The following is a 25,177-nucleotide window of genomic DNA, read 5'->3' as shown; positions in this document are numbered from 1 at the left end:
CTCTAGACGTGACGCCGATCCCCGGCTCTCGCCGGCAAAGCAGTGGCATATCCACGCGGACAAAACGGCACCCTTTGCCTGCTTCGGACGTTTTCGCCTCAGCAACGGGAACGATCCATGGCCGACGAACCGTACCGCCCGCGCCTTTCGGTGATCGTACCAAGCTATGATCAGGCGGCGTTCCTGCCCCGAGCGCTCTCGAGCCTCGTCGCGCAGGATTTCAGCGATTGGGAAGCGATCGCGGTAGATGACGGCTCGACCGACGAGACTCCGGCGTTACTCGCCGCCTGGGCGCGGACTGAGTCGCGGCTGAAGCTCATCCGCCATCCGGGTAACCTTGGCCTGGGCGCCGCGCTCAACACAGGGTTGCGCGCGGCACAGGGTGACCTCATCGCCTACCTTCCAAGCGACGACCACTATTTCGGCGGCCACCTGACAAGCCTGATCGGCGCACTTGAGGCCGCTCCGCACGCACGACTGGCAGTGAGCGGCTTGCGTCACCATTACAGTAAACTGGCTCCGGGGCGCATTGAGGGCGAGCCGATCCAGCTCGTCCAGGCACTCCACCGCGCCGGTCCTGAACGCTGGGTGGAGCGCGCAGAGCTTACCACCGATGATCTCGATGCGATGTTCTGGGATCAATTCGGGCCGCCCGTGGAAAGCGGGCAGATTACCGCCGAGTGGGTCGATCACCCGCTGCAGCGCCATAAGGCGATCCGCAGCCCTGATGGTGGCGTGAACCCATATCGCCAACGCTATCGCGTCCGCGAGCCACTTAACTTCCGCAGCACCACCGGGCTGGCCATTGATGAGCGCGCGCGCTTCGCTCCCTTCCGTGCGACAAGCTATCCCCGCGCCAAGGATGGGCTTAAAATCCTGCTCGTCGGGGAACTCGCCTATAATCCCGAGCGGGTGCTCGCGCTCGCCGAGCGCGGCAACACGCTGTTCGGCCTTTGGACCGACACGCCCTGCTGGTTCAACTGGGTTGGCCCGCAGCCCTTCGGCCATGTCGAGGATCTGCCGGCGGATGACTGGCAGAACGCACTTCGCCGGGTGCGGCCGGACGTGATCTACGCGCTGCTCAACTGGCAAACCATAGCCTTCGCCCACCGGATTCTCCGCGACAATCCGGGGGGGCCCTTCGTCTGGCATTTCAAGGAAGGCCCGTTCATCGCCATAGAAAAGGGCCTCTGGCCTAGGCTGCTCGACCTTTATCTGGAGGCGGACGGCCGAGTCTATTCAAGCGCCGAGATGCGCGACTGGTTCGCGCTCGCCGACCCGCGCCTGGCCGGCGGCGGGGCGCCCGAACTGGTGCTCGACGGCGACCTGCCGAAAGCCGATGTGCTGCGGGAAGCGCCCACCCCGCGCCTCTCCGATGCCGACGGAGAGATTCACACCGTTGTCCCCGGGCGGCCGATCGGGCTCCACCCCGAAACCGTGGCCGAACTCGCCGCGAACGGGGTGCATCTCCATGTCTACGGCGATTTCATCCACGATATGTGGCGCGCCTGGATTGCGCGAACCCAAAGCCTCGCCGGACGCTTCCTCCACATCCATTCGACCGTCCACCAGGAGCAATGGGTCGAGGAATTCTCACGCTACCATGCCGGGTGGCTGCACTTCTTTCAGTCGAAGAACCAAGGCGACCTGCGTCGCGCCGATTGGGACGATCTGAACCTACCCGCGCGGATGGCGACGCTTGGGGTGTGCGGGCTGCCAATGCTGCAGCGAGACAATAGCGGACACATCGTCGCTACCCAGACCCTCGCGCGCGAGCGGGGATTAGGCTTCTTTTTCCAGGATATGGCCGGCCTCGCCGGGCAGTTACGCGACCGGCGCGCGGTCGATGCGGTACGCGGCAATGTCTGGGCGCAGCGGCGTGACTTCACCTTCGACGCTCAGGCCGATGCGCTGGTCGCCCTGCTCCGCGCCGCGATCCGGGCGCGCGCTGCGCGAGTTACGGTCGCCGCCGAATGATCGAGGTGCTGATCCCGACTTATCAGCGGCCGACCGCGCTTGCCGTGACGCTCACCGCGCTCGCTTTTCAAACCCGGCTGCCGAAGCGGATCATCATCAGCGATCAGAGCGACGCTCCGGTCACCGACGTCCCCGAAATCGGCGCGATCGTGCTGCTGCTGCGCGCCAAAGGAGTGGTGGTCGAATTCCATCGCAACCTCCCGCGTCGGGGTTTGGCGCATCAGCGCCAGTTCCTGCTCGATCACGCGCGCGCCGATCAGCTGCTGTTCCTCGACGACGATGTGATCAGCGAGCCCTGGCTGCTCGCGCTGCTCGGTGACCAGCTGTCAAGGGCCGGCTGCGGCTTTGTCGGCAGCGCGGTCATTGGGCTCAGCCATCGGCACGATGTTCGGCCCTGCCAGCAGGCGATCGAGTTGTGGGATGAACCGCCTCGACCCGAGCGGATCGCACCGGATGGATCAGGCTGGGATCGCCACCGGCTGCACAATGCCGCCAACCTCTGGCACGTTCAGCAGCGCTTGGCCCCCACACCGGCGGCCGCACGGCTCTACAAAATCGCCTGGATCGGCGGCTGCGTGCTGTATGACCGCGCGAAGCTGCTGGCCTGCGGGGGGTTCGATTTCTGGCGCGATCTGCCCGCTGCGCACGCCGGGGAAGACGTCTTCGCGCAGCAGCGGGTGATGGCGCGCTTCGGCGGCGCCGGCCTGATCCCCTCGGGCGCCTATCACCTGGAGCTGGCGACCACGGTTCCCGATCGCGCGTTCGATGTGCCGCATCGGCTGGTGCTGGCGTAGTGCCTGCTATTCGTGGCGCAGCGCGTCGATCGGATTGAGGCTCGCCGCGCGGCGGGCCGGAAAATAGCCGAACACGACACCGATCACCGCCGCGATCACGAACGCGACCACATTGATCTGAGCATCGAATAGATATTCGACCTTGAGCACCGGCAGCAGCACCACCACGACCAACTGCGCGAGCACCAGCCCGACGACGCCGCCCAGGCACGAGAGGGCGACCGCTTCGACCAGGAACTGCATCAACACCTCGCGCGCGACGGCGCCGATCGCGAGGCGGATGCCGATTTCCCGCGTGCGCTCGGTCACCGAGACGAGCATGATGTTCATGATGCCGATCCCGCCTACCACCAGGCTGATCGCCGCCACGGCGGAAACAATGCCGGTGAGCAACGTCGTCGATTGGGTCAGCGTCTGCTGGATTTGCGTCGTGTCAAAGATGAAGAAGTCGTCGTCCTTGCCGGCGGTGATGTTGCGCCTTTCGCGCAGCAGCGCGGTGATCGAGGCTTGCACCTGAGCGGTTGAGTAATCGTCATCGACCCCGACCAGCATCACGCGAATGTCGCGATTGCCCGTCAGGCGGCGCTGAACCGCCTTGATAGGCATTACCACCAAATCGTCCTGGTCGGCGCCAAAGCCCGCCTGCCCCTTCCCGATCAGCACGCCGATCACATCGCAGCTGATCCCGGCGATGCGCATCCGCGTCCCCACCGGGTCTTTGTCGCGATAAAGGTTCTTCTTGACGGTATTGCCAAGAATGCAAACCGATTTGCCGGCCTTCACCTCGATGTCGCTGAACTCGCGACCCGCGGCGAGCGGCCAGGGATTTACCCGGAAAAAGTCGTTGGTAGTGCCATTGATGGTGGTTGACCAGTTGGCACCCTCATAGATGGCGGTGCCGGTGGTTTGCGCTTCTTCCGCCACCACGCGGACACCAGCGATCTGTTTGCGGATCGCGTCCACGTCCTCGATCTTGAAATCGGCTGGACGCGGCCCGCCGCCGCCGCGGCCGAAGCCCTGGCCAGGGCGCACTTGGAGGATGTTGTTGCCGAGCGAGGAGATCGATGCCTGCACCGCCTTGGTCGTCGCCTTGCCGAGCGTCACCATCGTCACGACCGCCGCGACGCCGATGATGATGCCGAGCGTTGTCAGGAACGAGCGCAATTTGTGGCGCGCGATCGAGCGCAGCGCGAGAGTGAGCGTGGTCCAGAACATCAGTGCCTCCGCTCGATCCGCTCAACCAGTCCGTCCTTGAAATGGACGATCGTGTTGGCGAACGCCGCCATGTCGGGCTCGTGCGTCACCATCAGCACGGTGATGCCGCTCGTACGGTTGAGGTCGGTCAAGAGCTGCATGATCTCGATCGATCGTTCGGAATCGAGATTGCCGGTGGGTTCGTCGGCCAGCAGTACATCCGGGTTAGTGACGATCGCCCGGGCGATCGCGACACGCTGCTGTTGGCCTCCCGAAAGCTCGGCCGGGGTATGGTCCCACCAAGGCTTCAGACCCACCTTGTCCAGCGCCGCAAGCGCGGTCGCACGTCGCTCATGCGCTGGATCACCGCGATAAAGCAACGGCAGCTCGACATTTTCGAGCGCGGTTGTGCGTGCGAGCAGGTTGAACCCCTGGAATACGAAGCCGAGATATCTGCGCCGCAGCAACGCGCGCTCATCGCGATCGAGATGCTCGACATGGACACCGCGGAACAGGAATTCGCCGGTGCTCGGTACGTCGAGACAGCCCAGGATGTTCATCGTCGTCGATTTGCCCGAGCCCGAAGGGCCCATCACCGCGACGAAATCACCCTTGGCGATCTCGAGATCGACTCCCTTCAACGCTTGGAACGCGGTCGCGCCCTGGCCATAGGTCTTGGCGACCCCCCGCAGCCGGATCAGCGGATCAGCGGCCACCGCCAGCCCCGCCCGCCTTCGCCACGCCGCCCTGTCGGTTGGCGCCCGCCGCGAGTTGCGCCGTCACGACCTTCATCCCTGCCTTCAGCCCACCGCCGAGGACTTCGGTAACGGTGCCATTGGTGTTGCCGGTGGTGACCTCCACTTCCTTCAGGTTGCCATCGGCCTGCTGGACATAGACGCTCTGCGTCGCCCCACGGTTGAGCGTCGCGCCGCGCGGCTGATCGCCGCGACGGAAGCGCGGCGGGCCGAGCGCGCTGGCGATACCGCCGCCGCCGCCGGCGCCGCTGCCCTCGCCCGGGCGGAAGCGCAAAGCCGCATTGGGAACGAGCAGCACGTTGTTCTTCTGGGTGGTGGTGATATCGGCGGTCGCGGTCATTCCCGGGCGCAGCCGCAGTTTGGGATTATCGACCGCCAACACCGCGTTATAGCTCACCACCTGATTGCCCGTGCTGCTGGTGCTGGTCGTGCTGGTGCTCGATTGCGCCGACAGGTTCGAGCCCAGATCGACACGGGTGATCGTCGCCGGGAAGGTCTCACCAGGGAAAGCATCGACGGTGAAGCGCGCCCTCTGTCCCGCCTGCACCTCGCCGACATCGGCTTCATCGATCGCGACCTCCAGCTTCATCCGCGTCAGATCCTCGGCGATCACGAACAGCGTCGGCGTGTTGAACGAGGCCGCGACGGTCTGCCCCGGCTCCACCTGCCGCGCGAGCACGACACCATTCACCGGCGAGCGGATCACCGCGCGCACCAGATTATATTCATTGGACGAGAGCCCGGCGCGGGCCTGGGAAACATTGGCCTCCGCCGCGCGCAGATTAGCGACCGCGCGGTTGCGATCGGCGATTGCCTGGTCCATTTCCGTCTTGGACGGCACGCGGCCACCAGACGCTTTGTTCACTTCCTCCAGCCGCTGCAGCTGCGCGCTCGATTGCGCGAGCGTGGCGCGCGCCTGCGCGACTGTCGCGATATTCGCGGCGAGCTGCGCCTGGGTCTGGTTAACCGCGTCACGGAAGCGCGAGGGATCGATCAGCGCGATTGGTTGCCCCTTGGCCACCCGGTCATTCACGTCGACTAGCACCTTGGCGACAAGGCCCGACACTTCCGAACCGACATCAACTTGGTTGGTCGGCGCGAGCTTGCCGGTCGCCGAAACCGTGACGGTAAGCTCGCCTGGTGCCACGGTTTCCGTCTGGTACTGCGTCTTTTCGGCAGGGCGCAGCAACCGCATACCAAGAAGCGCGAGCAGCACCACGCCGAGCGCGATCAGCCCCCATTTAAGCCAGCGGCGCCAGGCAGGCACGGGCTTCACCCCCAAAAAGGCGTCGAGGTCAGCGCTTTGATCAGCCATTATCGTCTCACTCGGCAGGGCGCGGCGGTTGGCCGTCGCCATGTTTCAGGGGTTGAGCGGTCGGCGCCGGGGCGTTGGCATCCCAACCGCCGCCCAGCGCCAGATAAAGTTGGCGCAGCGCCTGCGCCTCATCGGCTCTGGCCTGCGCCAGGCCCGATTGCGCCGACAGCAGCGATGCTTCCGCGGTGTTAAGCGTGGTGATGTCTGTCAACCCCGCGCGATACTGGCTACGCGCCAGGATCGCGGCGTTATTCGACGCCTCCGCCGCCACCGCGAATTCGGCGCGGCGGGCTTGAGCGGTACGCAACGCGGTGAGCGCGTTCTCGACATCTTCGAGCGCGGTCAGCACCGCCGCCTTGTACGCGCCAAACGCCTGCTCGGCGGCCGCGCGGTTCGAGCGTACCACCGCACGATTGCGCCCAGCGTCGAAAATCGTCTGCGCGATTTGGCCGAAAATGCGACCGGTGATGATGTCGGTCAGCTGCTCGAAGCTGCGGGCATTGGTGTTGATCCCGGCATTCAGCGTCAGCTGCGGCAGCAATTGCGCCTTCGCGACGCCGATCTGTGCGGTCGCCGACGCTAGGTTGCGCTCGGCCGCCTGCACATCTGGGCGCATCCGCAACAGATCGGCTGGCAAGCCGACCGGCACCGCCCCCGGCCCTTGCGGGATCGGCTTGGTCGCCACCAGCTCGGCGCGTAACGCCCCCGGCGCCTGGCCGGTGAGCACGCCGAGCCGGTTGGCAGCCTGTTCGAAACTCTGGTCGAAGCTTGGCACCTGCGTCGCGGTCTGCGCGCGTTGCGCCCGGATCTGCTCGGCATCGAGCGATGACACCAGCCCCGCCTGAACGCGGAAGCCGGCTATCTCCAGATTTTCGTCCTGCACTCGCAGCGAACCGCGCGCGATCTCGGCGCTGGCCTGCGCCGCACGAGCCAGAATATAGTTGCGCACGACCTCGCTCGCGACCGTCGCCTGTACCTGCGCGAGGTTATAGCCGCTCGCTTGATAGCTGCCGCGCGCCGCCTCGATCCCGCGCCGTACGCCGCCGAAAACGTCCAATGTATAGGAAGCATCACCGCCGAGCGCGTAGTTCTCGTTGACGATACCGGCGTTGGTGATCTGGCCAAAGGTTTGGCCGCGAACATTGATCTGGCGCGAATAGCTGCCGGTCGCCTGGATCGTCGGGAACAGCCCGGCGCGCTGCTGGATCAGCGCCTCGCGCGCCTGGCGCAGCCGCGAGACGGCCTGGGCGATGTCGAGATTATTCTTGAGCGCGATGTCAACGATCGCCTCGAGTTGGGGATCACCGAAGCTCGTCCACCAGCGCGTCAGATCGGGCCGGGCGCCCTCGGGCGCGGGCGTCGTGAACGCGGCAGGCACACCAAGCGTCGCCGGCACGGGCTTTCGATAGTTCGGACCCACCGCGCACGCGGCGAGCGGGAAGAGCGCGGCACAAGCCAACCAGCTTCGGACCATGCCGACTGTGTGACTCATGCAATACGCTCCCCGCAACCCCGTTCTTGTCGCGATTTGTCGCGACTTGTTCGAGGGAGGCTATAAAGCGTTACGATCGCCGCGAAAGGCGCAATTTTTCATGCCAGTAACGATTATCCACAGCTTTCACGGCTGACAGCGGCGGACAATCACTCAATCTCCAAGATGACTGCGTCGACCGCCAAACTGTCCCCGGGTTGCGCCTGCAGCGCCTTTACTTGCCCTGCCTTTTCGGCCCGCAGGATGTTTTCCATCTTCATCGCCTCGACCACGGCGAGCGGCTGACCGATCTCGACCCGGTCACCGGGCTTCACATGCAGCTGGGTGAGCAGCCCCGGCATCGGGCAAAGCAGAAAGCGGCTGAGATCGGGCGGCACTTTCTCGATTAGATGCTCGGCATAGGGCGCGACGTGCGCCGGCAGCACCCGCGCGACATGGCTGGCACCCCGCGTCGTAAGTTTATAACCTGCGCGTACGCGAGCAAGCTTCACCACCAGCCGCTCGGCGGGTGTCTCGCCATCCTCGGCGTAGAGCGTCGCCTCTATCAAGCGGTCACCCGGGGTGTAAGCCACGTCCATGTCGAGCAGCGTGCCATCGACCGCGATCTCGTCCTCGGCAAGTTCAACCGCGTGATCGGCACCGGCAATCCGTACCACCCAATCCGCGGGCGGGAGCAGCCGCTTGCCGAGCTGCCCATCGATCCGCCGCGCGCGGTCGGCCTCGGCGGTCGCAACGAAGGCAGCGATCGCGGCGAGTGCGCGGGTGAGCCCAGCGCTCGCGGGGGCGCCGTGAAAGCCGTCCGGATATTCCTCGGCGATGAAGCCCGTGGTCAACTGGCCTTCGCGGAAGCGCGGATGCTGCATCAGCGCTGAGAGGAAATCGAGATTATGGCCCGGCCCATCGATCTCGAATTCGTCGATAGCGGCGATCTGCGCGTCGATCGCTTGCTCGCGCGTCGGCGCCCACGTGATCAGCTTGGCGATCATCGGATCATAAAAGCGGCTGACTTCGCCGCCCTCTGCAACACCGTCATCGACGCGGACATAGGCGCCATCTGCGGCAGACGACGCGGCAACGAATGGCTCCTCGGGATAGTCTGGCGCGTTCTGCTCAGGCGCGCCGTAACGCACCAGCCGGCCGATGCTCGGCAAGAACCCACGATACGGGTCTTCGGCGTACACCCGGTTCTCGATTGCCCAGCCGTTCAGCCGCACGTCCTTCTGGGTGAAGCCCAGCTTCTCGCCCGCCGCCACGCGGATCATCTGCTCGACCAGATCGAGCCCCGTCACCGCCTCGGTGACCGGATGTTCCACTTGCAGACGCGTGTTCATCTCCAGAAAGTAAAAGCCCTGCCCGCTAGTGTCGGCGCCCGAGACGATCAGCTCGACCGTGCCCGCACTGTAATAGCCCACCGCCCGGGCGAGAGCGACCGCTTGATCGCCCATCGCCCGGCGCATCTCGGGCGTCACGAATGGCGACGGCGCTTCCTCGACCACCTTCTGGTGGCGCCGCTGGACCGAACATTCGCGCTCGCCGAGATAGACGATGTTGCCGTGCTGATCGCCCAGCACCTGGATTTCGATATGGCGCGGCTGTTCGATGAATTTCTCGATGAACACCCGGTCATCGCCGAAGCTGGCGAGCCCTTCGCGCTTGGTCGCCTCGAACCCCTCGCGGACATCTTTCTCGCTATAGGCGAGCCGCATCCCCTTGCCGCCGCCGCCCGCGCTCGCCTTCATCATCACCGGAAAGCCGATCTCGGCGGCGATCCGCACCGCTTCCTCGGTATCGGCGATCTCACCCAGATAGCCGGGGACGACATTCACCCCCGCCGCCTTGGCGAGCTTCTTCGATTCGATCTTGTCGCCCATCGCCGCGATCGCGTTCGGCGGCGGGCCGACAAAGGCGATCCCGGCCTCGGCGCACGCCTTGGCGAAGCTCTCACGCTCGGAGAGGAAGCCATAGCCGGGGTGGATGCAATCGGCGCCCGTCTCCTTGGCGGCGAGCAGGATCAGCTCGGCCTTCAGATAGCTTTCGCTCGCGGGCGCCGGCCCCAGCCGCACCGCCTCGTCCGCCAGCAGCACATGCGGGCTGCGCGCATCGGCGTCGGAGTAAACGGCGACCGTCTTGATGCCCATCCGTCGCGCGGTGCGGATCACCCGACAGGCGATTTCGCCGCGATTGGCGATGAGGATTTTGGTGAACATTAGCCCCTCTTTCGACGACGAAATTGAATTAGCCCAAGAAGATAGACAGCAGCGCCGCCCGCAAGCACTTCATGCGCCGGCTTGATATCGGTTGGTGTGCCTGTCGGTCCGGCAGAGTTGCTCGTCAAACATGACGCGACCGCGACGACTGCGGCACCCAACCAAAAGAGCAGCCAAGTCCGGACGAGCTTCACGCCGCTGCCATCACCCGCATCGGCTCTTCACCTTCCATCGCTTTCAGTCCCAGCTTGGCGAAGAGCGCTGCGTCCTTATTGTCGCCGGGGTTGGCGGTGGTGAGCAGCGTGTCGCCGGTGAAGATCGAGTTCGCGCCCGCGAGGAAGCACAAAGCCTGGGTCGCATCGCTCATATGCTCGCGGCCGGCGGAGAGGCGCACCATGCTCATCGGCATGGTGATGCGGGCGACCGCGATCATGCGGACGAACTCAATCTCGTCCACCTTGGCGAGCGGGGTTTCGGCGAGCATGTCGCCCAGCGGCGTGCCCGGCACCGGCATCAGATCGTTGATCGGCACGCTCTCCGGGTGGCGCGGCAACGTGGCGAGCGCGTGGATCAGCCCCACCCGGTCCTCGCGGGTGTCGCCGATGTTGACGATACCGCCGCAGCATACCGCCATGCCGGCGGCGCGGACATGGGCGAGCGTCTCCAGCCGGTCCTCATAAGTCCGGGTTGAGACGATATCGCCATAATGTTCGGGCGAGGTATCGAGATTATGGTTGTAATAATCGAGCCCAGCCGCTTTCAGCCGCTGCGCCTGATCGCCGCTCAGCATACCGAGCGTCATGCAGGTTTCCAGGCCCAGCGCCTTCACGCCTTCGACCATCGCGCACAACGCGTCGATATCGCGGTCCTTGGGGTTGCGCCACGCCGCCCCCATGCAGAAGCGCTGCGAGCCCGCCGCTTTCGCCTCACGCGCACGGGCGAGCACGGCTTCCACTTCCATCAGCTTTTCGGCCTTCAGGCCGGTGTCGTGATGCGCGGACTGGCTGCAATAACCGCAATCCTCCGGGCAGCCGCCGGTCTTAATCGAGAGCAGCCGGCAGAGCTGCACCTCGCCGGCTGCGTGATGTGCGCGGTGGACTTCCGCCGCGCGGAAGACGAGCTCGGTGAAGGGCAGGTCGAACAGTGCGGCGATCTCGGCGCGGGTCCAATCGGTGCGGATACCGGCAGACGGCGCAGCAGGCGCGATCGCGGGCGACAGGGTGTCGATGGCAGTCATGCGGAAATGTCCTCCACCGCCTCGACCGGCGGCATGTTGTGGCCAAGCAGCCGCAGCACTTCGCCCGCCGCGTGGATCAGATTGGTGCCGGGGCCGAAGATCGCTTGTACCCCGGCGTCGCGCAGAAACTCATAGTCCTGCGGCGGGATCACGCCGCCCGCGACTACCTTGATATCGGCGCGCCCGGCAGCGGCAAGTTCGGCGATCAATTCGGGGATCAGCGTCTTGTGCCCAGCGGCGAGCGACGAGGCGCCGACGACATCGACCTGCCGTTCGATCGCCAGCGCCGCGGCTTCGGCGGGCGTCTGGAACAAGGGGCCGGCGACCACCTCGAACCCCAGATCGCCGAACATGCTGCTCACCAAATTGGCGCCGCGATCATGCCCGTCCTGCCCCATTTTGGCGACGAGCATCCGCGGCTTGTGCCCCAGCCGGCGCTCGGTGGCGGCGACGCCATCGGTGAGCGCGGCCCAGCGCGCATCATCGCCATAAGCACCGCCATAGATGCCGCTCACCGGCGTCGGGCGGGTGGCGTGGCGGCCGAACACATCCTCCAGCGCGGCGCTGATCTCGCCCAGCGTCGCGCGCGCGCGAGCCGCCTCGATCGCAAGGCCGAGGAGGTTCGACATAGCCTCCTCCCCTGAAGGGGATGGAGCTAGTCGCGCGCCGGCGCGCAGCGCTTCCAGCGCCGCCAGGCACCGTGCCTCATCGCGCGCCGCCTTCACCGCCTTGATCCGCGCGATCTGCGCTTCGCGCACCGCGTGGTTATCAACGTCGAGAATGTCGATCGGTGCGTCCTCCGCAGGACGGTATTTGTTGACGCCGACAATCACTTCCTCGCCGCGATCGATCCGCGCGGCCTTGGCGGCGGCGGCTTCTTCGATCATCGCCTTGGGCCAGCCGGCGTCGACCGCGCGCGCCATCCCGCCCTCGGCCTCGATCCGCTCGATCAGCGCCCAGGCGCGGCTCACCAGCGCCTCGGTCAGCGCCTCGACATAATAGCTGCCGCCCAGGGGATCGACGACCTTGGTGATCCCGGTTTCCTCGGCGAGCACGATCTGCGTATTGCGCGCGATCCGCGCCGAAAAATCGGTGGGGAGCGCAATCGCCTCGTCGAGCGCATTGGTGTGGAGCGACTGGGTGCCCCCCAGCACCGCCGCCAACGCCTCCAGCGTGGTGCGGATCACATTGTTATACGGGTCCTGCTCTTGCAGCGACACGCCCGAGGTCTGGCAATGGGTGCGCAGCATCTTGGAGCGCTCATCCTTGGCGCCCAGCCCGTCCATCACCCGCCACCAGAGCGTGCGCGCCGCGCGCAGCTTGGCGACTTCCATGAAGAAATTCATGCCGATGCCGAAGAAGAACGACAGGCGCCCGGCAAAAGCATCGATATCCAGCCCACGCGCCATCGCCCGCTGCACATATTCGCGGCCATCAGCGATCGTGAAAGCGAGTTCCTGCACCGCCGTCGCCCCGGCCTCATGCATGTGATAGCCCGAGATCGAGATCGAATTGAACTTGGGCATATGGGCAGAGGTATATTCGATAATGTCCGCGACGATCCGCATCGAAGGTTCAGGCGGATAGATATAAGTGTTGCGGACCATGAACTCCTTCAGAATGTCGTTCTGGATCGTGCCGTCGAGCTTGGCCTGCGGCACGCCCTGCTCCTCGGCGGCGACGATGAAGAAGGCGAGCACCGGGATCACCGCGCCGTTCATCGTCATCGAGACCGACATCTGATCGAGCGGAATCCCGTCGAACAGGATTTTCATATCCTCGACGGTGTCGATCGCCACCCCCGCTTTGCCGACATCGCCGACAACGCGCGGGTGATCGCTGTCATAGCCGCGATGTGTCGCCAGATCGAAGGCGACGCTCAGGCCCTTTTGCCCGGCGGCCAGATTGCGGCGGTAGAAGGCGTTCGACGCCTCGGCGGTGGAAAAGCCCGCATATTGGCGGATCGTCCAGGGCCGCCCGGCATACATTGTCGCGCGCACGCCGCGGGTGAAGGGCGCAAAGCCCGGCAGGCCGGGATCGCCCGCGTCCTCGGTGGTGTAGAGCGGCTTGACGGCAATGCCTTCGGGGCTGGTCCAGCCGAGCGGGGCGCCCTTCACCTCGCGGGCGGCGAGCGCTTCCCAATCGGCGCGCTTGGGGTGATCCGGCGTGCTCATGCGCCGCTTCCCTAACGGCTTTGGCGGCAAAGGGAAGCGGGTTGGGGGCGGCTCAAGCCCCCTTGAACGCCGGCTTGCGCTTCTGGAGGAACGCGACCGCTCCCTCCACCGCGTCGGCGGTCGCGCCAGCCTGCATCTGCCGCTCGGCCTCGCCGTCGAGCGCGCTGGCGTAATCGCTTTCCAAAGCGGCCGCCAAGCCCTGACGCATCAGCCCGAGCGCGACCGTCGGCCCTGCCGCCAGCCGCTCGGCAAGCGCCATAGCCGTGGGCATCAACTCAGCATCAGGCACGCATTTGTGGATCAGCCCCCAGTCGGCAGCGCGCGGGCCGTAGATCCGCTCGCCGAGCAGCATCATCTCGGTCGCGCGCGCCTTGCCGACCAGCCGCGCGAGCATCCACGAGGCGCCGCCATCGGGGACGAGACCGATATTGACGAACGCCTGCAGAAAATAGCCACTCTCGCCCGCCACGCAGAAGTCGGCGGCAAGTGCCAGGCTGCAGCCAATGCCCGCCGCCGCGCCGTTCACCGCGGAGACGATCGGCACCGGCAGCCGCGCGAGCTTGAGCATCAGCGGATTATAGCCCGAGCGCAGCGCGTCGCCCGCGCGCTTGGCCGGACTCTGGCTCGCCGCTTGGTCGCGGCCCGCAAGGTCAGCTCCGGAGCAGAAGGCGCGGCCCTCGCCAGTGATCAGCACCGCCCGCGCCCCCTCGCGCGCGTCGAGCGCGGCGCCGATCTCCGCGAACATCGCCGGTGGGGCTGCGTTCAGGCGCTCCGGCCGGTTCAGCGTGACCACCAGTACATCGCCCTGCCGCTCGGCCCGGATCGTCTCGAACGTCATCCACCCGCTCCTGTCGTTACGGCTGAGAGTATGCGCTGAAATTGGCTTTCAAGCAACATTCATGGCCTTGTTTAGAATATTGGGTATGGCAGTGCTCGACGCTACGGAAATCAATGCCCGGCCTTGGGGGTTTCCATGATCTCGGTGAGCACGCCCCCCATATCCCGCGGATGGACGAAGAAGATCGGCGTGCCATGCGCGCCGAGTCGCGGTTCGCCGAGCACGCGCTTGCCCTGCCCTTCGAACCACGCCTTGGCCGCGTAAATATCGGGCACTTCGTAACAGAGGTGATGCTGCCCGCCTTGCGGGTTTTTTTCGAGGAAAGCTGCGATCGAGGTGTTGCCGGGGAGCGGCTCGATCAGCTCGATCTGCGTGCCGGTCGCCGCGCCATCGGCGGCGGGAGTGTCGATGAAGCAGACTTTCACGCCTTGCTCGGGCAGGTCGAAGGGTTCGCGGATGTGCGTCGCGCCCATCACGTCGCGGTAGAAGGCAATGCTGCCCGCGATCGAGGGCGTCGCAACGCCGATATGGTTGAGGCGGCCGAGTTTCATCCTTCGATCCTTGGCTGCTGGGCGCGCGCGGCAGCGGCGGCGCCTTCGATAAAGCCTTCGAGCCGCGACACTCTGTCGCGCAGCGACGCATGAGCCTCGGCTAGCTGGGTCAGCCGGGCGCTCTGCGCTTGCGAGGCTTCCTTGAGCAGCCTCACCTCTTCCCTCAACAGCAGCACCGTTTGTACCGCCTTGAGGGCGTCACCAAGACCGCTCACGAGGCCGGCTTATCTGCCGCGAGAAGGGCGTCGACCCGGGCATTCGCCATTTCGATCGCAGCCACCGCCGCGCGAATATCAGCGCGCATCTGCGGCACAGCGTCGTTGAGTTCGGCGATCAGCAGCGCAAGGTCAGCCTCGTCGCCCAGCGGGGCTTCAGCCATATATTGGCTCGACGCCTCGCGAAGCATATGGCCGACCGAAATGCCGCTCGCCCGCGCGAACGCATCGAGCGCCGCCTTGTGATCGGGGCTCGTCAGGAAGGTCACCCGTTCGGTCTGCATCGGCTGCTCCTTATAATGACATTATAAGCTTTGCAGCGCCCCGTGACAACGCGCTCTACAGCGGAATGTTATCATGCTTCTTCCACGGGTTCTCCAGCGCCTTGCCCCTTAGCTTGCGTAGGCCCAGCGCGATCCGTCGCCGCGTCGAGTGCGGCATGATCACCTCGTCGATGAAGCCCTTGCTGGCCGCCACGAATGGATTAGCAAAGCGCGCCTCATATTCGGCGGTTTTCTCACCGATTTCCTCGGGTGTCTTGCCACGGAAGATGATCTCGACCGCGCCCTTCGCGCCCATCACCGCGATCTCGGCGGTCGGCCAGGCATAGTTAAGGTCGCCGCGTAAGTGCTTGGAAGCCATCACGTCATAGGCCCCACCATAGGCCTTGCGGGTGATCACCGTGATCTTGGGCACCGTCGCCTCGGCATAGGCGAACAGCAGCTTGGCACCGTGCTTGATGATCCCCGAATGCTCCTGCGCCGTCCCCGGCAGGAAGCCCGGCACGTCGACGAAGGTGACGATCGGAATATCGAACGCGTCGCAGAAGCGCACGAAGCGCCCGGCTTTCTTGGACGCATTGATGTCGAGACAGCCCGCGAGCACCATCGGCTGATTGGCGACGACCCCCACCGTGCGCCCCTCGATCCGGCCGAACCCGATCAGGATATTGCCCGCATGCGCCGGCTGCAGCTCGAAGAAATCGCCCTCGTCCAGCACTTTGCGGATCAGCTCGTGCATGTCGTAGGGTTGGTTGGCGCTCGCCGGCACCAAAGTGTCGAGGCTGTCCTCAATCCGGTCCCAAGGGTCGGCGCTCGGCCGCTCGGGCACCTCCTCGCGGTTGGACAGCGGCAAGAAGTCGAAGAAATCGCGCGCGGCGAGCAAAGCTTCGATGTCGTTGTCGAACGCGACATCGGCTACGCCCGACTTGGTCGTATGCGTCACCGCGCCGCCCAGTTCCTCCTGGGTGACGACCTCGTTGGTCACCGTTTTCACCACGTCGGGGCCGGTGACGAACATGTAGCTCGAGTCCTTCACCATGAAGATGAAGTCGGTCATCGCCGGCGAATAGACCGCGCCGCCTGCGCACGGCCCCAGGATCAGCGAGAGCTGCGGCACCACGCCCGAGGCGAGCACGTTGCGCTGGAACACCTCGGCATAGCCACCGAGCGAGGCCACACCCTCCTGGATGCGGGCGCCGCCCGAATCGTTCAGCCCGATCACCGGCGCGCCGACTTTCATCGCCATGTCCATGATCTTGCAGATTTTCTGTGCGTGCCGTTCCGAGAGCGAACCGCCGAACACGGTGAAATCCTGGCTGAACACGAACACCAGCCGGCCGTTGATCGTGCCCGATCCAGTGACGACGCCGTCACCAGGGATCACCTGCTCGGGCATCCCGAAATCGGTGCAATTATGCTCGACATACATATCGAGCTCCTCGAACGAGCCGGCATCGAGCAGCACCTCCAGCCGCTCACGCGCGGTGAGCTTGCCCTTGGCGTGCTGCGCGTCGATGCGCTTCTGCCCGCCGCCGAGCCGCGCGGCGGCGCGTTTGGCTTCCAGCTGTTCGATGGTGGACGACATGGCGGCTCCTTCGCTGACAAGAGCGCCTCCTTTCGCCAATTTGGCCCAGCACGCAAGGTTGCCGCGCCTCGGGGCAATAGCGATGAGTGCAGTAGGATTAATCCTCTTCGGGCTCGGGCCGGGGCTGGACCCAGCTGGCATAGCAGCTTGGAACGCCAGCGCCGATGGCGGGCAATAGCTGCAGGAGGCCCAAAGACAGCCATCGCACTTGATCGAGGGTCGCGCCGGGCAGCACCGATACGATCACGATGGTGACGAGCCCGATGATCGCCATCGCCATCAACACCACGAAGGCCGCCAGATAGGACCGCGATCGCAGCGATCGATCAAACTCGTCAGCCTGCTCCATCGCGACGAACGGCTTCAGCGGCCCAACCGCCGGCTGGACTAGGCAACCCGTCGTCCCGACGATCAAGACGCCATAGGCGAGCCAGCGCGCCGGCTGCTCCTCGATCACCAGCATGATCGCGAAAACGACGAACCCGGCGAAGGCGAGCGCGAGCGCCAGCGTCGAGAAAATGCGCCGCGGCCGGCGGTGCGGCGGACCGGCAGTAGCCGCCGGAATGCCTGTCCAGCGAACCGATCGATCGAGCAGGGTCAGTAGCGCGTTACCGCTCATCGCTTTACCCTCTTTGGCAAGTCCGTCTCCTCGATGTTGCTCGGCGCCCAGCCTTCCGCCTCTCGCAGCACGACCGCCACCGATGGGAAGGGCTTGAGCGAGAACAGCATTTCCACCGGCACTCGGAACACGGCCGCGATCTTCAACGCCAGTTCTAGACTGGGCTTGTAATCGCCGCGCTCCAGATAGCCGATCGTCTGCGGGTTCACCCCGACCAGTTCGGCGAGCCGGCGGCGGCTGATCCCGCGATCGCTCCGCATCAAGGCGAGTCGATTGAACATTGCCCTTATCTAGCGATCTGTCGTGTATACACAACAGTTAATTGTGCTTGTGAGATTGAAGGGCGAGTGCCGCCCCTCTCGCCAAAGCGCGGCCGCGCGCCTACATCGCCCACCATGTACGCCTTCGAAATCGACGCCGCCGATAAACCCGCGCTCTACCGCGACCTGCTGGGCGCGATCGACGCGATCACCGCCGATGAGCGCGACGCCGTCGCCAATATGGCCAATGTCGCGGCGCTCTTGTGGCAATATCTGCCCGAGCTGAACTGGGCGGGCTTCTACCGGGTGGTCGAGGGCGAGCTCGTGCTGGGGCCGTTCCAGGGCAAGGCGGCGTGCATCCGCATCGCGCTGGGGCAAGGCGTGTGCGGCACGGCGGCGGCGACGCGCGCGACGCAGATCGTGGCGGATGTCCATGATTTTCCAGGACATATCGCCTGCGATGCCGATAGTGCCTCGGAGCTGGTGGTGCCGATCGTGCGTGGGGACGCGGTGGTGGGGGTGATCGACCTCGACTCCCCCCGCCCCAACCGCTTCGATGCCGAGGACGCGGCGGGGGTAGAGGCGATCGCGGCGCTGCTGGCAGGACGGGTCTAACCCCCGCCAGGCGCCCCCTGCCCCAATTCGGCACAAGCGCTGCCGAAGCGCCCCAACTGGCGGAAAACCGGCGAAATTGGTAACGTTGGATCAACCATTTGCCGGGTCGCTCGTTCATGCGGGCGGCCAACAGGGAGGCGTTAACGATGCAAGCCCGCAAGATTGCGACGATCCTGGCCACTTTCGCCCTGATCGCCGGCCCCGCCGAGGCGCAGCGAATCGGCGCTCCCTATCCGGTGCCGCCGGCCAACGGACCGCTGGCGCAAGCGCCGCTCCCGGCCCTTCCCGCGCCGTCCCAGGTCTTGCCGGCGCAGCCCCAAGCCCTGCTCGCGCCGCCCCAAGCCTTTCCCGGGCAGCCCCGCGCGCTGCCGTCCGCGCCCGTGCAGGGTTGGCAGAGCGCGGGCGGCGGCTGGCAGCAGCAGCGCTGGCAAGCCGGCCGTTGGGAAGCCGGCACCCGAGCCCCCGGCGGCTGGCGCGGCTATCGCCGGATGGAGCGCGGCGCGCGCCTGCCCGGCTATTGGACCGCGCCCGATTTCGTGATCGTCAACTGGCAGGGCTATGGCCTGCCGGTGCCCCCGCGCGGCTATAGCTGGTCGCGCTATTATGACGATGCGGTGCTGATCGACGCGAGCGGCCGGGTGTATGACAGTGTGAGCGGGCTCGACTGGAACGCCTATGGCTATTCGGGTGACTATTCGGGCAGCTATGCCAATGGCGCGCGCTGGCAGGGGACCTATCAGGGCCAGTATATCGCCCCGCCGGCGGTGAGCTATCAGGCGCCGCCGCCGGTGATCCACCAACTGCCGCCGCAGGGCTATGTGCAGAGCTATGGCGCGGGCGCCTATGCGAGCGGGGTGACGGTGAACGGCCAGTTCTACCCCACCGCCCCAGGTGCCCTGACCACGATCACCGTGACCCAGGCCGCCCCGATCGTCGAGACGCGGACGGTGACGGAGTATGTCACCGAATATCGCACCGTCCGCGCCAAGCGGGTGGTGCGCCGTCCGGTGAAGCGGTGGCATCGCCCGGTTTGCGGGTGTGGGTGCTGCCGGTAGGGGAAGACGATCGAGCGTGATTTAACGCAATGCAGCGGCCCCGGAACAGCCGATGTCCGTGTGGAAGTCGTCAAAAGTACAAACATTGTTGCGGGGCCTTATCCAAGCACCTGATAAGGCCATCCGATGACGAGTTATTGAGCATAGCTATCGTTTCCGACAACGAGGGATTAGCAGCTGGCGAGGAGCCAAAGCAGAGATCTTTTCAAAATATTTTACGAATGTTTTCAAAATTAGGCCTAGATGACGTTTCGATCACAGGAGATCGCGCTCCTGAAATTGTAAGACGGATACATGCCGCAAATAATAAACTTTTTAGACCGATTGATCAAAGCGTCGGAGGAATTCACCTAGGGTTTTTTATGTTTAGGGATTTATTTTCCCGTTTCCGAGTGCCAATCGCATTTGGTAATCCGGTTATAGATATGATGCAGTTACTAGATTTTTCTGATGATCAGAAACGATGGATGGGATTAGACAGTAACGCGATGAAAAGATTTACGGATCAAGCGTTTGATCTTTTTGATTTTGGCTACGGTCAAATGGAATTTGGCCACTATCAACCTGTATCGGATTTATCCAAAGAGCTTATTTTCAGATCACACATCCATTTAGAGTCGGCAGCAGCCACTGCGACCAGTGGATCCGATTACCGCGGCTCTTTACAAAGTGCTTTGTTGGGCACCGAGCTGGCCCTAAAGGCCGGCCTATCAGTCCGCGCCCACGCCGCTGACGAACTGAAAAGAGAATTTGGCCATAACTTGAAGAAAGCGGCGAGACATCTCGGATCTCTTGAAACGTCATTTGACATGGATAGAGCCTTACGAGTTTTAGATTCTTTCCCTGATTTCGTCGAGAGTCGTTACCAAGGATCACAACCAAATCGACGAGAAATGGGAGAAATTTTGATGAAATCGCAATACATAGCTTCTGAGGTAACGCGAACATTTACCGATCGCAACATTAGACGTTGTGATATTAAAAGATCGGCGCGCTCATATCCGATGTAGTTATTTTGGAACTGAACCCAGCGGCAGCCTACCGCCCCTCCCAAACCATCACACCCCCCACCCAGCTCTGCTCCACCTTCACCGCGCGCAGCTCGCTCGGCGAGAGGAGCAGCGGGTCGCCGCCGCTTACGACAATGAAATCCGCCCACATCCCCGGCGCCAGGCGGCCGAACTCCTTCTCGGCGAAGCCCGCATAGGCGCCGCCCGAGGTGTAGGCCGCCCAGGCCGCTTCGCGCGTCAGCTTCTCTTGCGGCTGCCAGCCGCCATAGGGGGCGCCCGCGGCGTCGGTCCTCGTAAACGCGGCGGCCCAGCCGGCGAAGGGATCGGGGCGCTCGACCGGGTAATCGGTGCCGAACGCTAGGGCGCCGCCGACCTTCAGCATCGTCGCCCAGGCATAGGCGCCCGCGAGGCGATCCGGCCCCAGCCGCGCCTCGGCCATCGTCCGGTCGCTCGGCTGGTGGATCGGCTGCATCGAGGCGATCACCCCGTTCCTGCCGAAGCGCGGCAGGTCCGCCGGATCGACGATCTGCGCGTGCTCGATCCGCCAGCGGCGGTCGCCGGTATAAGTCTGCGCCAAATCCTCGATCGCGCTCAGCACCTGCGCGTTGGCGGCGTCGCCGATCGCGTGGACCGCCACCTGATAGCCGTCCATCGCCGCGCGGCTCATCAGGTTCTTGAGCTGCGCGTCGCTATAGAAGCCCGCGCCGCGCTGGCCGGCGGCATCGGCGTAAGGCGCCTTCAGCCACGCCCCGCGCGAGCCCAAAGCGCCATCGGCATAGAGCTTCACCCCGACAAGCTTCAGCTTGCCGCCGTAAAGCCACGGCGTCGGCCCGGTGACGCCGATGCGCAACGTATCCTCGAGCCCCGCGCCATAGCTCATCACCCGCACCCGCAAAGCGCCGAGATCGCCCGCGCGGCGCAGCGCCTGCCAATCGTCGAGCGTGGTGCCCATGTCGGCGGTGGCGGTGACGCCGACCGAGAGCAAAGCGACCTGCGCCTTCTCCAGCGCCAGCGCGCGCTCCTTGGGCAGCGGCTTGGGGACGGCACGCTCGACCAGCGCCTTGGCGGCATCGACGAACACGCCCGAGGGGGCACCGTTCGCCTTTTCGATCCGGCCGCCGGCGGGGGTGGCGGTCTTGGCGTCGACCCCCGCGGCCGCCATCGCCGCGCTGTTCGCCCAGGCGGCGTGGCCGTCGGCGCGTTCCAGCCACACCGGCCGGTCGCGCACCGCCTTGTCGAGATCGGCGCTGGTCGGGAAGCGGCCGAGGCCCCATGCCTCCTGGTTCCAGCCGCGCCCCAAGATCCATTTGCGCTCGGGATTGGCGGCGGCATAGGCGGCGATCTTCGCCAGCGCCTCGTCGAGCGATTTGGTGTCGGCGAGGTCAAGCGTCAGCGCGCCGAAACCGAGTTCGAGCAGATGGCCGTGCGCGTCGACGAAGCCGGGCAGCACCGTCTTGCCCTTCAGGTCGGCGCGCCAATCGGGGCGGTCGGGGCGCTTTTCGTTCGGCTGGAGCAGCTTCACCACCCGCCCCTCGCGGGTGATGACGATGCCGGTGAAGCGCAAGGGCGCGCCCCGGTCGTCGAGCGTCACCCCGTTCACATTGTCGATCAGCGCGTCGGCGGCGGCGGGGCCGGCGATCAGCAGCGCGGCGGCGGCGGCGAGAGCGGCGGACAGGCGCTTCATTTCAGCCGCCGGATCAACGCGCTGGTATCGTTCCTGCCCCCACCCATCGCCTGCACCTCCGCATAGAATTGATCGACCAGCGCCGCGACCGGCAGCGCCGCGCCATTCGCCCGTGCCTCATCGAGCGCGAGCCCCAGATCCTTGCGCATCCAGTCGATCGCGAAGCCGAAGTCGAACTCGCGTTTCGTCATGGTGGGCCAGCGATTGACCATCTGCCAGCTCTGCGCGGCGCCGCCAGAAATCGCCTCCAGCACCTTGTCGAGATCAAGCCCGGCGCGCTCGGCGAAGCGCAGCCCTTCGGAGAGGCCGCCGAGCACCCCGGCGATGGCGATCTGGTTGACCATCTTCGCCTGCTGCCCCGCGCCCGCCGGCCCGACATGCACCGCGCGGGCGGCATAGGCCCGCATCAGCGGCTCGGCGGCGGCGAAGGCCTCCGCGCTGCCCCCGCACATGATCGCGAGCTTGCCGGCCTCCGCGCCCGCCTGCCCGCCCGAAACCGGCGCGTCGAGCACGTGCAGATGCTTGGCGGCGCCTTCCGCCGCCAGCCGCCGGGCGATGGCGGCGGAGACGGTGGTGTGATCGACGAACAGCGCGCCTTCGCCCAGCGTCTGGAAGGCACCGTCCGCCCCCAGCGTCACTTCCTCCAAGTCGGCGTCGCGGCCGACACAGGCGAACACCGCGTCCGCCCCTTGCGCCGCCTCGGCCGGGGTCGGCGCCCAGCGCCCGCCATGCGCCGCGACCCAGGCCTCGGCCTTCGCGGTCGTGCGGTTATAGACGGTGACGCCGTGCCCGGCGGCGGCGAGGTGGCGGGCCATGGGGGCGCCCATCACCCCCAGCCCGATAAAGGATATGCGTGCCATGGCGGCGGCATAACCCCCGTTCCCCCGCCGCGCCAGATAGTCTAGGCCCGCACGCCATGACCAGCCTCCCCGTTTCGATCGACGATGTTCGCGCCGCGCATGATCGCATCAAGGACGCGATCGTCCACACCCCCACGCTCTACAGCCGCACCCTGTCGGACATCACCGGCGCGCAGGTGTGGCTGAAGTTCGAGAACCACCAGTTCATCGCCGCCTACAAGGAGCGCGGCGCGCTCAACACGCTGTTGCAGCTGCCCGCCGATACCCCGGGCGTGATCGCGGCCTCGGCGGGCAACCACGCCCAGGGCCTCGCCTATCACGCCCACCGGCTCGGCATCCCGGCGACGATCGTGATGCCGCGCACCACCCCGATCGTGAAAGTGACGCAGACCGAGGGGCACGGCGCGACCGTGGTGCTCCACGGCGAAACCTTTGACGATGCCCATGCCGAGGCGCGGCGGCTGGAGGCGGCGCAGGGCCTCACCTTCGTCCATCCGTTCGACGATCCCCGGATCATCGCCGGCGCGGGGACGACCGCGCTCGAAATGCTGCACGACGCGCCCGACATCGATCTGTTCGTCACCCCGATCGGCGGCGGCGGGCTGATCAGCGGCATGGCGACCGTCGCGCGGGCGTGGAGCCACCCGATCGGCGTGGTGGGGGTGGAGGCCGAGCTCTACCCCTCGATGTACAACCGCACCCGGCACACCCAATTGCCCTGCGGCGGCGACACGCTGGCCGAGGGCATCGCGGTGAAGGAGCCGGGGCGCGTGACCTCGGCGATCGTCGAGGCGCTGGTGGACGAGATCGTGCTCGTCTCCGAACGCAGCCTGGAAAAGGCGGTGTCGCTGCTGGTGCAGATCGAAAAGACCGTGGTCGAGGGCGCGGGCGCCGCGGGCCTTGCCGCGTTGCTCCAGCACCCCGGGCGCTTCGCCGGGCGCAAGGTGGGGCTGGTGCTGTGCGGCGGCAATATCGACACCCGGCTGCTCGCCAACGTGCTGGTGCGCGATCTGGCGCGCTCGGGCCGGCTCGCGCGGCTGAAAATCCGGCTGCAGGACCAGCCGGGCGCGCTGTTCAAGCTGGCCGGGGTGTTCGATGCCGAACGAGTGAACATCATGGAGGTGTATCACCAGCGCATCTTCACCTCGCTGCCCGCCAAGGGGCTAATCACCGAGATCGAATGCGAGACGCGCGACGGCGCGCATCTCGATCGGCTGATCACCGCGATCCGCGCGGCGGGCTATGACGTGCAGCTGATGGAGCTGGGGTGAGAGGACGGGGCCATCCTTTAGCCCCTTCCCGAGCGCTGACATGACCGCCTTCCCCGGCGAAGGCCGGGGCCCAGCATCCCGCACGGCGCCAGCGCGGCGCGCGCGATCAGCGCACCGCCGGTGACTGGACCCCGGCCTTCGCCGGCGAAGGCGGGGGCGCTACGGGCACTGGCCTGCGCCCAAATGACTCGGCCTTGCGACGAAGCAGGCGCGGCGGCGGATTCTCCCGCTCGCCCGACATGCTATGATCCGGCCGGCGGCATCGCGCGGCGGCCCCCTCCGCTTCCGTTAACCACCTTTCTTGGTAAAGTCGCTTTTCATCGTCTCGCCGCTCTTCCATAGTCGTCCGCGACCGGTCGATGGGCGGCCGGACCCCAAGGACCATCGGCGCGTGACGGCCCCTTTCCGCTTCCCCCGCTTCTTCGTCACCAGCCCGTCGCCCTGCCCCTATCTGCCGGGGCGGCTGGAGCGCAAAGTGTTCACCGAACTGAGCGGCCCGCACGCGACCGAGCTGAACGACGCGCTCAGCCGGATCGGTTTCCGCCGCAGCCAGTCGGTCGCCTATCGCCCGAGCTGCGCGGGGTGCGCCGCCTGCGTCTCGGTGCGCGTCGTCGCGAGCGCGTTCGAGCCCAACGCCACCCAGCGCAAGCTGATGCGCCGCCATGCCGACCTGGAAGTGAGCGCCTGCCGCCCCTGGGCGACCGATGAGCAATATGGTCTGCTCCGCCGCTACCTCGCCGCGCGCCATCCGGGCGGTGGCATGGCCGGAATGGACGAGTGCGACTATGCCGACATGGTCGAACAGTCCCCCGTCAACAGCAGCGTGATCGAATATCGCGAGCCCGCCGCGCGCGGCCGGCGCGGGCGCCTGGTCGGCGCCTGCCTCACCGATCAGCAGGCGGACGGGCTGTCGATGATCTACAGCTTCTTCGATGCCGATATCGCCGATCGGCCGGGGCTGGGCAATCTGATCATCCTCGATCACATCGCCCGCGCCCGCATGGCCGGGCTGCCCTATGTCTATCTCGGCTATTGGGTGAAGGGCAGCGCGCGGATGAGCTACAAGACGCGCTACCGCCCGATCGAGGCGCTGGGGCCGACCGGCTGGCACCGCCTGCCGGACGCTGACCTGCCGGTGGTGCAGCCCCGCGCGGTCGAACGCGTCGGCTGAGGCGAGCCGGCGCGCTC

The 25,177-nt window shown here is 65.8% G+C and carries 23 protein-coding genes and 1 pseudogene; 8 read left to right on the top strand and 16 right to left on the bottom strand.

Annotation, left to right across the window (positions count from 1 at the left end; translation table 11 throughout):
* The first annotated feature begins 117 nt into the window (after positions 1-117).
* Entirely contained in the window at positions 118-1,977 is a 1,860-nt protein-coding gene (locus K2X73_RS11405; RefSeq protein ID WP_294110969.1) for a glycosyltransferase family 2 protein, read from the top strand.
* Entirely contained in the window at positions 1,974-2,771 is a 798-nt protein-coding gene (locus K2X73_RS11400) for a glycosyltransferase family A protein (protein WP_294110968.1), read from the top strand. The genes K2X73_RS11405 and K2X73_RS11400 overlap by 4 nt, the downstream gene beginning before the upstream one ends.
* 6 nt (positions 2,772-2,777) lie before the next feature.
* On the opposite strand, the gene K2X73_RS11395 is transcribed toward K2X73_RS11400, so the two are convergent.
* From K2X73_RS11395 to K2X73_RS11330, 14 genes are all read right to left on the bottom strand, one after another.
* Entirely contained in the window at positions 2,778-3,986 is a 1,209-nt protein-coding gene (locus K2X73_RS11395) for an ABC transporter permease (protein WP_294110966.1), read from the bottom strand.
* Positions 3,986-4,681 carry an ABC transporter ATP-binding protein gene (locus tag K2X73_RS11390; protein ID WP_294110965.1) on the bottom strand — a complete coding sequence of 232 codons (696 nt, stop codon included), beginning with the start codon at positions 4,679-4,681 and terminating at the stop codon, positions 3,986-3,988. The genes K2X73_RS11395 and K2X73_RS11390 overlap by 1 nt, the downstream gene beginning before the upstream one ends.
* On the bottom strand, positions 4,671-6,035 hold the full coding sequence (locus K2X73_RS11385; protein ID WP_294110964.1) for an efflux RND transporter periplasmic adaptor subunit: 1,365 nt from the start codon (positions 6,033-6,035) through the stop codon (positions 4,671-4,673). Before K2X73_RS11385 ends, K2X73_RS11390 begins: the two co-directional genes overlap by 11 nt.
* A gap of 7 nt (positions 6,036-6,042) precedes the next feature.
* A complete protein-coding gene (locus tag K2X73_RS11380) occupies positions 6,043-7,527 on the bottom strand; it encodes an efflux transporter outer membrane subunit (RefSeq protein WP_294110963.1) in 1,485 nt (494 codons plus the stop codon).
* Positions 7,528-7,676: 149 nt separating this feature from the next.
* Positions 7,677-9,734 (bottom strand): acetyl/propionyl/methylcrotonyl-CoA carboxylase subunit alpha, encoded by a 2,058-nt coding sequence (locus tag K2X73_RS11375; protein WP_294110962.1) that lies wholly within the window; start codon positions 9,732-9,734, stop codon positions 7,677-7,679.
* A gap of 190 nt (positions 9,735-9,924) precedes the next feature.
* Positions 9,925-10,971 carry a biotin synthase BioB gene (gene bioB / locus K2X73_RS11370; protein ID WP_294110961.1) on the bottom strand — a complete coding sequence of 349 codons (1,047 nt, stop codon included), beginning with the start codon at positions 10,969-10,971 and terminating at the stop codon, positions 9,925-9,927.
* The gene (gene scpA, locus K2X73_RS11365; protein ID WP_294110960.1) at positions 10,968-13,145 is read right to left on the bottom strand and encodes a methylmalonyl-CoA mutase; all 2,178 of its coding nucleotides are present in this window, start codon (positions 13,143-13,145) and stop codon (positions 10,968-10,970) included. Before scpA ends, bioB begins: the two co-directional genes overlap by 4 nt.
* A gap of 52 nt (positions 13,146-13,197) precedes the next feature.
* Positions 13,198-13,983 carry an enoyl-CoA hydratase-related protein gene (locus K2X73_RS11360; protein ID WP_294110959.1) on the bottom strand — a complete coding sequence of 262 codons (786 nt, stop codon included), beginning with the start codon at positions 13,981-13,983 and terminating at the stop codon, positions 13,198-13,200.
* A 110-nt stretch (positions 13,984-14,093) separates the two neighbouring features.
* Positions 14,094-14,534: a methylmalonyl-CoA epimerase gene (gene mce, locus K2X73_RS11355; protein WP_294110958.1), complete on the bottom strand. Its 441-nt coding sequence runs from the start codon at positions 14,532-14,534 to the stop codon at positions 14,094-14,096.
* A complete protein-coding gene (locus tag K2X73_RS11350; protein WP_294110956.1) occupies positions 14,531-14,710 on the bottom strand; it encodes a hypothetical protein in 180 nt (59 codons plus the stop codon). The genes mce and K2X73_RS11350 overlap by 4 nt, the downstream gene beginning before the upstream one ends.
* A 35-nt stretch (positions 14,711-14,745) precedes the next feature.
* Positions 14,746-15,033 carry a hypothetical protein gene (locus K2X73_RS11345; protein WP_294110953.1) on the bottom strand — a complete coding sequence of 96 codons (288 nt, stop codon included), beginning with the start codon at positions 15,031-15,033 and terminating at the stop codon, positions 14,746-14,748.
* Positions 15,034-15,088: 55 nt separating this feature from the next.
* Positions 15,089-16,615 (bottom strand): acyl-CoA carboxylase subunit beta, encoded by a 1,527-nt coding sequence (locus tag K2X73_RS11340; RefSeq protein WP_294110951.1) that lies wholly within the window; start codon positions 16,613-16,615, stop codon positions 15,089-15,091.
* A 97-nt stretch (positions 16,616-16,712) separates the two neighbouring features.
* Positions 16,713-17,234: a hypothetical protein gene (locus K2X73_RS11335; protein WP_294110949.1), complete on the bottom strand. Its 522-nt coding sequence runs from the start codon at positions 17,232-17,234 to the stop codon at positions 16,713-16,715.
* Positions 17,231-17,515 (bottom strand): helix-turn-helix transcriptional regulator, encoded by a 285-nt coding sequence (locus K2X73_RS11330; RefSeq protein WP_294110948.1) that lies wholly within the window; start codon positions 17,513-17,515, stop codon positions 17,231-17,233. Before K2X73_RS11330 ends, K2X73_RS11335 begins: the two co-directional genes overlap by 4 nt.
* Before the next feature lie 114 nt (positions 17,516-17,629).
* Between K2X73_RS11330 and K2X73_RS11325 the strand changes: the two genes are divergently transcribed.
* From K2X73_RS11325 to K2X73_RS11315, 4 genes and pseudogenes are all read left to right on the top strand, one after another.
* Positions 17,630-18,109 (top strand): GAF domain-containing protein, encoded by a 480-nt coding sequence (locus K2X73_RS11325; protein WP_294110946.1) that lies wholly within the window; start codon positions 17,630-17,632, stop codon positions 18,107-18,109.
* A 146-nt stretch (positions 18,110-18,255) separates the two neighbouring features.
* The gene (locus K2X73_RS11320; RefSeq protein WP_294110944.1) at positions 18,256-19,164 is read left to right on the top strand and encodes an RcnB family protein; all 909 of its coding nucleotides are present in this window, start codon (positions 18,256-18,258) and stop codon (positions 19,162-19,164) included.
* A 29-nt stretch (positions 19,165-19,193) separates the two neighbouring features.
* Positions 19,194-19,259, top strand: a pseudogene (locus tag K2X73_RS15500) (SEC-C metal-binding domain-containing protein); the annotation flags it as partial.
* 42 nt (positions 19,260-19,301) lie between these two features.
* A complete protein-coding gene (locus tag K2X73_RS11315; RefSeq protein ID WP_294110942.1) occupies positions 19,302-20,174 on the top strand; it encodes a hypothetical protein in 873 nt (290 codons plus the stop codon).
* A gap of 28 nt (positions 20,175-20,202) precedes the next feature.
* Here K2X73_RS11315 and K2X73_RS11310 read toward each other — a convergent pair whose 3' ends face one another.
* Both K2X73_RS11310 and K2X73_RS11305 read right to left on the bottom strand, forming a co-directional pair.
* Complete coding sequence (locus tag K2X73_RS11310; RefSeq protein ID WP_294110940.1) at positions 20,203-21,858, bottom strand: amidohydrolase family protein; 1,656 nt, start codon at positions 21,856-21,858, stop codon at positions 20,203-20,205.
* Positions 21,855-22,718 (bottom strand): NAD(P)-dependent oxidoreductase, encoded by an 864-nt coding sequence (locus tag K2X73_RS11305; protein ID WP_294110937.1) that lies wholly within the window; start codon positions 22,716-22,718, stop codon positions 21,855-21,857. Before K2X73_RS11305 ends, K2X73_RS11310 begins: the two co-directional genes overlap by 4 nt.
* Before the next feature lie 56 nt (positions 22,719-22,774).
* Here K2X73_RS11305 and K2X73_RS11300 point away from each other — a divergent pair, with 56 nt between their 5' ends.
* Together K2X73_RS11300 and K2X73_RS11295 are read left to right on the top strand one after the other, a co-directional pair.
* Entirely contained in the window at positions 22,775-23,989 is a 1,215-nt protein-coding gene (locus tag K2X73_RS11300) for a threonine ammonia-lyase (protein WP_294110936.1), read from the top strand.
* Between the two features lie 391 nt (positions 23,990-24,380).
* Positions 24,381-25,160 (top strand): arginyltransferase, encoded by a 780-nt coding sequence (locus K2X73_RS11295; RefSeq protein WP_294110934.1) that lies wholly within the window; start codon positions 24,381-24,383, stop codon positions 25,158-25,160.
* Positions 25,161-25,177 lie beyond the last annotated feature (17 nt).

The sequence above is a fragment of the Sphingomonas sp. genome (genome assembly GCF_019746665.1).
GTDB lineage: Bacteria > Pseudomonadota > Alphaproteobacteria > Sphingomonadales > Sphingomonadaceae > Sphingomonas.
Note: the sequence above shows the minus strand (reverse complement) of the source record. Positions and strands in the feature narration are given on the sequence as shown.

Excerpts from the sequence above, each read along its gene's own strand:
- K2X73_RS11400 (WP_294110968.1), top strand. The coding sequence starts at position 1,974 with ATGATCGAGGTGCTGATCCCGACTTATCAGCGGCCGACCGCGCTTGCC.
- K2X73_RS11395 (WP_294110966.1), bottom strand. The coding sequence starts at position 3,986 with ATGTTCTGGACCACGCTCACTCTCGCGCTGCGCTCGATCGCGCGCCAC.
- scpA (WP_294110960.1), bottom strand. The coding sequence starts at position 13,145 with ATGAGCACGCCGGATCACCCCAAGCGCGCCGATTGGGAAGCGCTCGCC.
- K2X73_RS11325 (WP_294110946.1), top strand. The coding sequence starts at position 17,630 with ATGTACGCCTTCGAAATCGACGCCGCCGATAAACCCGCGCTCTACCGC.
- K2X73_RS11345 (WP_294110953.1), bottom strand. The coding sequence starts at position 15,033 with ATGCAGACCGAACGGGTGACCTTCCTGACGAGCCCCGATCACAAGGCG.
- K2X73_RS11300 (WP_294110936.1), top strand. The coding sequence starts at position 22,775 with ATGACCAGCCTCCCCGTTTCGATCGACGATGTTCGCGCCGCGCATGAT.
- K2X73_RS11375 (WP_294110962.1), bottom strand. The coding sequence starts at position 9,734 with ATGTTCACCAAAATCCTCATCGCCAATCGCGGCGAAATCGCCTGTCGG.
- mce (WP_294110958.1), bottom strand. The coding sequence starts at position 14,534 with ATGAAACTCGGCCGCCTCAACCATATCGGCGTTGCGACGCCCTCGATC.
- K2X73_RS11380 (WP_294110963.1), bottom strand. The coding sequence starts at position 7,527 with ATGAGTCACACAGTCGGCATGGTCCGAAGCTGGTTGGCTTGTGCCGCG.
- K2X73_RS11310 (WP_294110940.1), bottom strand. The coding sequence starts at position 21,858 with ATGAAGCGCCTGTCCGCCGCTCTCGCCGCCGCCGCCGCGCTGCTGATC.
- K2X73_RS11360 (WP_294110959.1), bottom strand. The coding sequence starts at position 13,983 with ATGACGTTCGAGACGATCCGGGCCGAGCGGCAGGGCGATGTACTGGTG.
- K2X73_RS11405 (WP_294110969.1), top strand. The coding sequence starts at position 118 with ATGGCCGACGAACCGTACCGCCCGCGCCTTTCGGTGATCGTACCAAGC.
- K2X73_RS11385 (WP_294110964.1), bottom strand. The coding sequence starts at position 6,035 with ATGGCTGATCAAAGCGCTGACCTCGACGCCTTTTTGGGGGTGAAGCCC.
- K2X73_RS11330 (WP_294110948.1), bottom strand. The coding sequence starts at position 17,515 with ATGTTCAATCGACTCGCCTTGATGCGGAGCGATCGCGGGATCAGCCGC.
- K2X73_RS11340 (WP_294110951.1), bottom strand. The coding sequence starts at position 16,615 with ATGTCGTCCACCATCGAACAGCTGGAAGCCAAACGCGCCGCCGCGCGG.
- K2X73_RS11305 (WP_294110937.1), bottom strand. The coding sequence starts at position 22,718 with ATGGCACGCATATCCTTTATCGGGCTGGGGGTGATGGGCGCCCCCATG.
- bioB (WP_294110961.1), bottom strand. The coding sequence starts at position 10,971 with ATGACTGCCATCGACACCCTGTCGCCCGCGATCGCGCCTGCTGCGCCG.
- K2X73_RS11335 (WP_294110949.1), bottom strand. The coding sequence starts at position 17,234 with ATGAGCGGTAACGCGCTACTGACCCTGCTCGATCGATCGGTTCGCTGG.
- K2X73_RS11320 (WP_294110944.1), top strand. The coding sequence starts at position 18,256 with ATGCAAGCCCGCAAGATTGCGACGATCCTGGCCACTTTCGCCCTGATC.